Annotated in this window: 5 protein-coding genes and 1 other RNA gene; 4 read left to right on the top strand and 2 right to left on the bottom strand. The window is 36.5% G+C overall.

Annotation, left to right across the window (positions count from 1 at the left end; translation table 11 throughout):
* From BG20_RS09020 to BG20_RS09015, 3 genes are all read left to right on the top strand, one after another.
* Positions 1-340 (top strand): TIGR00269 family protein (locus BG20_RS09020; protein ID WP_010194187.1); only part of this gene is annotated, 340 nt, incomplete at its 5' end.
* 33 nt (positions 341-373) lie between these two features.
* Positions 374-685: signal recognition particle sRNA (gene ffs, locus BG20_RS11990), an RNA gene on the top strand.
* 31 nt (positions 686-716) lie between these two features.
* A complete protein-coding gene (locus BG20_RS09015) occupies positions 717-1,049 on the top strand; it encodes a DUF5655 domain-containing protein (RefSeq protein ID WP_010194186.1) in 333 nt (110 codons plus the stop codon).
* Here the strand turns inward: BG20_RS09015 and BG20_RS09010 are convergent.
* Together BG20_RS09010 and BG20_RS09005 are read right to left on the bottom strand one after the other, a co-directional pair.
* On the bottom strand, positions 1,046-1,249 hold the full coding sequence (locus BG20_RS09010; RefSeq protein ID WP_010194184.1) for an acylphosphatase: 204 nt from the start codon (positions 1,247-1,249) through the stop codon (positions 1,046-1,048). The genes BG20_RS09015 and BG20_RS09010 overlap by 4 nt on opposite strands.
* A gap of 132 nt (positions 1,250-1,381) precedes the next feature.
* A complete protein-coding gene (locus tag BG20_RS09005) occupies positions 1,382-2,116 on the bottom strand; it encodes a 50S ribosomal protein L2 (RefSeq protein ID WP_007403161.1) in 735 nt (244 codons plus the stop codon).
* 105 nt (positions 2,117-2,221) lie between these two features.
* On the opposite strand from BG20_RS09005, the gene BG20_RS09000 reads away from it, so the two are divergent.
* Positions 2,222-3,075, top strand: an 854-nt coding sequence (locus BG20_RS09000; RefSeq protein ID WP_010194182.1) for an AAA family ATPase, incomplete at its 3' end; no start/stop codon positions are given.

The raw sequence follows: 3,075 nt of genomic DNA, 5'->3' as shown, positions 1-3,075 counted from the left end.
GTCAGATAATACTTTGAGAAAGATAAAGCCATTTTGTGAGATTTATGAATCGGAAATTGTATTTTATGCATTTACAAATAATATTCCATTTCAAACAGAGCCTTGTCCACACATGAATGAGGGAATAAGAACAGAAATTCGTGAATTTCTAAATTCATTAGAAGGCAAACATAGTGGCATTAAAAACAATCTCTATCAGTCAATAATCAAAGTTTCTCAAATTGTTAAGGATACTAACTACAAACAAAAGTCAATTTGTGTAAAATGTGGAAATGAGTGTACTGGGAAGATCTGTTCTGTGTGTAATGTGGTTTTAAGACTAAAAGAAAATCAAACCTAATGCAAATATAACATAGCATCTTAGAAAAATTGGTAGTAGGTAGGATCGGGGTGCCAGCCGTGCCCTGTTCTGAAACCGGCTATATGCAGAGATCAGTAACTGTTGGGTAAATCTCTAGATGGGTAAATCCCGCTTGGTGTGCGGAAATGAAATCACGCCGAGGCGGGTGGTTGCAGGACAAGAATTATCCGAAGGGATAACGTCTAAGTTCGAACCATCGAAAGGGATGAGGTCCGGGAGGGAGCAATCCTAAGGTGGAGCATCCACGCTTCCTCGTCTACGTGGCGGATCTTGTATGCCTTGAAATGGGGCTATCCGTCTAGACTGGAACCAACAGATCTACTACCTTTATAATTAAAATTAAATTTAATTGTTCATGGAAGGGATGATTTCTTTTGGAAATAAGAGAAGTTATAATGATTTTAAAAAACAAATTCCAGAAAAAGCTCAGCCATTGTTTGATTCTATCAGAGAGTTTTGTCTATCATTGGGCGGGAATGTAGTTGAAGATGTAAGAATGCATAGAGTTGTTTTTGGAAAATCTTTGACGTTTAGATGGTTTGCAGATGTAGAACCAGAAAGAGAAGGTATTATCATTAAAATTCAAAAAAGCAGAAAAGAAAATCCTCAAGTTTTACAAATCAAAACAGGACAAGATATAACAGAGATAAAAGAAATTATAAAAAAGGCATTTCAAACAATCAATTAATACAATACATCAAATTTTGAAAATTCTCCAATAAATTTCTCATTTCTGATTTCTACATCCTCTACTCTTGCATTGGCTGGCCCTCCATGAGACCATTCAACTAATCTGCTTACTTTTTCTTCATCACCTTCAAGAACAGCTTCAACTCTTCCGTCTTTGAGATTTTTTACCCAACCAGAAACATTATTTTTTTTCGCCATTACTTTTAGAGCCTGACGGAAAAATACTCCTTGAACTTTTGCCTGTTACAAAAATTCTGATTCTCTGCTTTGGCATACTAAAAATTATCTTAATAAGCTATTAATCAATTTTAGGTAAGAAAAATTAGATTACTACTTTCTTTCTTTAATCCTTGCTCTACCAGTTTTTCTGGCGGCAATACTACCTACCTTAGCACCTGGTGGTGCATTTCTAGATACAGTAGAACTTTGACCAACGTGTTGATGTCTTCCACCACCGTGTGGGTGAACATAAGCTGCTTGTGCTACACCTCTAACAATAGGGAACTTCTTTCCTTTAGCTCTAAAGCTTCGCCATTTGTTACCTGCACTCATAAAGAATCGTTCACTTGCGCCACCGCCTGCAAGAGTTCCAATCATTGCTCTATTTTTTGGATTAAGAGTAGTGAATTTACCAGATGGAAGTTTTAATGTCACACCTTCTTCACCATGAGAGAAGACAGTTGCATTAGTTCCTGCTGATTTCACTATAGCACCACCGTCACCAAAATGTTTCTCAACATTACATACGATAGTTCCATCAGGGATGTTTTGAACACTAATTACATTACCCTTTTCAATTTTTGATTTTAATCCAAATTGTAATGTTTCACCAACTTTAGTACCAAGTACTGCAGGCATAAAAGAAACTGAGCCATCTTCAAATCTTACTTTAGCTAGAGGAGCTTCTCTTCCACGTTCATGAACTAGATCTATTATCAGACCCTCATGTTGCTCAGATAATGAAAATCGTGGATATTTGGCTTTACTGCCTACCTTACCAGTAGAAGTAGATCTAAACTGAAATCCTCCACGGCCACGTCTTCTTACTAATGGTCTCTTACCCAAGTAGATCGTGTCCTATTCATTAAGGATTTTAAGCTTGTGATTTTATCAGCGTAATTTAGCAAAATTACTACAAAGATATAAAAATTAGACAGAGGAGTTTGTAATATGAGCCAGAATGCACTTTCTCTAAAAGTTCTTGAAGCATATACGCGAGATGTTGGCCGTGGAGTTGCCAGAATTGATTATGACTCTATGGATACACTAAATGCATCAACTGGTGATGTTATTGAGATTAAAGGTAAAAGAAGAACAGTTGCAAAATGTCTTCCACTTTATCCATCAGATGAAGGAAAAGGAATTATCAGAATTGACGGATTAGGTCGTAATAATTCAGGTATTGCAATAGGCGACACCATTACTGTAAGAAAAATCAAAGCAGTTGCAGCTGAAAAAGTCGTAGTAGCCCCACTAGAGGCAATTCCTCCAATTGATGAGCGTTACCTTGCAGATGCTTTAGAAAGTGTTCCTTTGATCAAAGGAGATAATGTAATGGTTCCATATTTTGGCGGTCGTTTAACTTTTCAAGTAATAGGAGTAACTCCAGCTGCAGATGCAGTGTTAGTTACTCAAAAAACTGTTTTCCATATTGCAGAGAAAGGTGAAACATTACGTGGTGTACCTCAAGTAACTTACGAAGACATTGGTGGTTTAACAGATGAAATTAAAAAAGTAAGAGAAATGATAGAATTACCATTAAGACATCCAGAAATTTTTGAGAAATTAGGAATTGAAGCTCCAAAAGGAGTGTTGTTGTATGGACCACCTGGAACTGGAAAAACGCTGTTGGCAAAAGCAGTTGCAAATGAAAGTCAAGCTCATTTCATTAGTATCTCTGGACCAGAAATCATGAGTAAGTTTTACGGGGAAAGTGAAGCAAGATTAAGAGAAATTTTCAAAGAAGCAAGAGAAAAAGCACCTTCCATTATTTTTGTAGATGAAATTGATTCTATTGCACCAAA

The sequence above is a fragment of the Candidatus Nitrosarchaeum limnium BG20 genome, from assembly GCF_000241145.1.
GTDB lineage: Archaea > Thermoproteota > Nitrososphaeria > Nitrososphaerales > Nitrosopumilaceae > Nitrosarchaeum > Nitrosarchaeum limnae.
Note: the sequence above shows the minus strand (reverse complement) of the source record. Positions and strands in the feature narration are given on the sequence as shown.